Raw genomic sequence first — 3,256 nt, 5'->3', positions numbered from 1 at the left:
TACGACCCCGCCCGACACGGCGGCGCCCAAACCCTGCAACCACAACCGGTCGCTACTTCTGCGGTATGAGGTTGACATAGGGAGTGTCATGGGCGTTCCTCTCCGCTCCGTGCCGCCGGACGCGGCGTCACGTTGCCGAATGCGTGCACTGGGCGCTTGTCCGGCAATCCGGGCATGCTTTCGCAATCGAACGTAGTTGAATCTGAGTTCAGATTCAATAACAAACGCCGGCCTTACCGCATGAGCCGCCGACGAAGAGCGGCCGCCTACGCTTACCCATCTCTTGAACTTGACATCGGATTCGGGTAACTATCGAAGTCGAGTTTTCAGCACCACGAGATATCGGAGCAGTCTCTTGACCACGGTCTCCCCGCGGAGTGCTCGTCTGACCTTCCGCGCCCTCGAGCCGATCCACGGCATGATCTACTTCACCCCGCACGGCCCCGAGGTGTATCGCGACCTCGGCCTCACCGATCCGCGGATGATGTACTTCGCCTCCAGGTCCGCTGCCTTCGGTCCGGTGGCGGCCGATGTCACCATCGCCGCGTTCTTCAACTTCAATCCGGCCGCGGTGCGTGTCGCCCTGCCTGCCGCGTGGGAGATCGCCTCTCCCGCAGAGATCTTGCGCGCCAGGTTGCTCGCCGCGGACCGTTCGCTGCGGCAGGCGTGGGGCGGTGCCATCGCCGACGCCGACGTCCGCGAGGCCGCCGATTTGGCGCGGCGTGCCGCCGAACGTGCCGGCGAGCGGCCCCATGGGCGTGCGCTGTTCGCGGCCCATGCGGCGCTGCCCTGGCCCGACGAACCGCATCTGGTGCTCTGGCACGCGCAGACACTGCTGCGGGAGTATCGAGGTGACGGCCATGTGGCGCTGCTGGCGACGGAGGGACTGGACGGTATCGAAGCACTGATCACGCACAGCGCGACGGGCGAGGTCGCCGCCGAGGTACTGCGCCTCAGCCGATCCTGGAGTGAGCAGGACTGGGCATCCGGCGTCGACCGGCTTCGTGCCCGCGGGTGGTTGGCGAACGGCGCTCTCGCTCTGAGCGAGCACGGCGCCGCCCGGCGCGGGGCGATCGAGGACAGGACCAACGAGCTGGCGGTCTATCCGTACGAGGCGATCGGCGAAGACGGGTGCGCACGTCTGCGCGCTCTGGCCTCGTCGTTGGCGGTCCGGGTCATCGAAGGCGATCTGGGATTTCCGTCCGTGCTGTCGCAGCGCTACCGGCGGGCGATCCAGGCCGAATCTCGATGAGCCGGGCGAAGGTGGCGGCGGTGCGGCCGGAGATCACCCGGGTACTGGCGGTCCCCGCCGCGTTCACCAGGGAGATTCCGCCGGAGTTCGAGGACGGCAACCGGCACATGAACGTGATGCACTACTTTCGGCTGCACGGCGAGGCGATGTGGCAGCAACACCGTGCGCTCGGCTACACCGGGTCCGGGGAGTTCGGTCTGTTCGCGATGGAGCAGCACGTCGCGTACTACCGGGAAGTGCTGGTAGGACACGAGGTCTCGGTGCACGTCTGCGATCTCGAGCGCACCGGCAAGGTCGCCCGCGGTATCTCGTATCTGGTCAATCGCACCGTCGGCGAGGTCGCGAGCTCGTTCGAGTTCCTGAGCATGAACGTCGATCGGGTGTCTCGCCGCCCGGCGGAATTCGCCGACACGGTCGCCGCGGCCTTGGACGAATCAATCGCGCGCGCTCGATCGCTTGGTTTCGGACCCGACGACGGGGTGCTCGAATTGCGTCCATCGATGGCCCGCGAGCGGGACTGAGCAGCTCCGGCCGGGCGGCGTAGCGTTTACACGGCGCCGCCGCCCGTTTTCTTCGGCTCAGTCGAGGCTGCGGGCGAAGTCGATCAGGGCGGCGTTCACTTCGGCCGCGCGTTCCTGTTGAATCCAGTGCCCCGCGCCGTCCAGCATGATCGACCCGCGCAGGTCCGACAGCACGGCGGTCATCTTGGCGGTCGGGGTGAACCGGATGACCGGATCCTGCGACCCCGCGATGAACAGTGCGGGCTGGTCGATCTTCGCTTCGGTCAAGTGCGCGGTGAGTTCCCAGTTCCGGTCCAGGTTGCGGTAGTAGTTGAGACCACCGGTGAAGCCGGTGGCGGTAAAAGTCTGCACGTAGTAGCCCAGTTCGGCTTCGCTCGACCAGGCCGGGACCGCCTGCTTCGCGCCTTGCAGATCGCGAGCGCTGATGACGTCGTCCTGCAGCAGCGTGCGGCGCACGTCCGAGGCCAGTGCCGCGTCGGCCGGCCCTGGTTCCTGGAACCAGCACATGTAGAAGTCGTCGCCCAGCCGAGACCGCAGGATCGCCACCGGCGGGGCCGAGGAGCGCGGAGTGGCCGGGACGCTCAGGCCCGCCACCGCCCGCACCCGACTCGGATAGTGCAGGGCGAACTGCCAGACCACCGACGCGCCCCAGTCGTGGCCGACGAAGATCGCGTCATCGAGGCCCGACTCGTCCAGGAGGCCGACCAGATCGGCGCACAGGGTGACGATGTCGTAGTCCTCGATCCGGTCCGGGCGGGAGCTGCCACCATACCCACGCATATCCGGGGTCAGCGTACGGAATCCCGCCTCGGCGAACGCGAAGACTTGATGACGCCAGGAGAACCCGAGTTCGGGAAAGCCGTGGCAGAAGACCACCGCGGGGCCTTCGCCGTGGTCGACGACGCGCAACTCGATCCCGTTCGTCGCGACCTGGCGGCTGCCGAGCCGCAGCCACCGGTCCAACGGATCGCGTGTTTCCATCCCTGAGTCCACCTCGTGTTCGGATGCTGTGGCGGCCACCGACAGTATTCAATTCTGACGTCGAATTCAACTATTGGCCGAGCTCGTGGGCTCGACTGAAGCAATATCGCGAAATTTCTCTCGGAGAGTGGCATTCGTGCCGCGAAAGTCATCGGTGGACGAGTGGGTGGAGGACGCCTCTACCCGAATTGATGCCAGGGTATCCGGGCGCGAGTGAGTTCGGACTGTTCGTCGGCGGTGAGTGGTGCACGCCCGCTTGCTTTGGCCAATGCGGTGGTTCGGTCCCAGCCAAGGCGTGTGGCGGCTGTGTCGACCCCGAGGAAGTCGGTGACGGCGGCTGCGGCCGTGGGTGTGGTCCACGCGGGGGTGCCGAGGGCGTTGGCCAGGTCGAGGCCGTGCAGGGCCAGGGCGGTTCCCCCCGATGTGTGGACACCGGCTGTCATGCTGCGAGCGGTACCTTACTGGCGGTCTGTTGCTCGTAGGTGATCGGGCTGGTTTGCCC

At 66.6% G+C, this 3,256-nt stretch carries 4 protein-coding genes; 2 read left to right on the top strand and 2 right to left on the bottom strand.

The genetic code is table 11. The features are described from left to right. The first annotated feature begins 355 nt into the window (after positions 1-355). On the top strand, positions 356-1,252 hold the full coding sequence (locus ACWEO7_RS38790; RefSeq protein WP_452430740.1) for an SCO6745 family protein: 897 nt from the start codon (positions 356-358) through the stop codon (positions 1,250-1,252). After that, on the top strand, positions 1,249-1,773 hold the full coding sequence (locus tag ACWEO7_RS38785) for a thioesterase family protein (protein WP_452430738.1): 525 nt from the start codon (positions 1,249-1,251) through the stop codon (positions 1,771-1,773). The genes ACWEO7_RS38790 and ACWEO7_RS38785 overlap by 4 nt, the downstream gene beginning before the upstream one ends. A gap of 57 nt (positions 1,774-1,830) precedes the next feature. Here ACWEO7_RS38785 and ACWEO7_RS38780 read toward each other — a convergent pair whose 3' ends face one another. Together ACWEO7_RS38780 and ACWEO7_RS38775 are read right to left on the bottom strand one after the other, a co-directional pair. After that, positions 1,831-2,754, bottom strand: coding sequence for an alpha/beta fold hydrolase (locus ACWEO7_RS38780; RefSeq protein WP_452430736.1), 924 nt, complete (start codon positions 2,752-2,754; stop codon positions 1,831-1,833). Between the two features lie 179 nt (positions 2,755-2,933). Next, positions 2,934-3,197, bottom strand: a complete 264-nt coding sequence (locus ACWEO7_RS38775) for a hypothetical protein (RefSeq protein ID WP_452430735.1) — start codon at positions 3,195-3,197, stop codon at positions 2,934-2,936. Positions 3,198-3,256 lie beyond the last annotated feature (59 nt).

The organism is Nocardia sp. NPDC004260 (genome assembly GCF_053603155.1).
The sequence above is the reverse complement of the archived record's forward strand: the minus strand, read 5'-3'. Positions and strand labels throughout refer to the sequence as shown.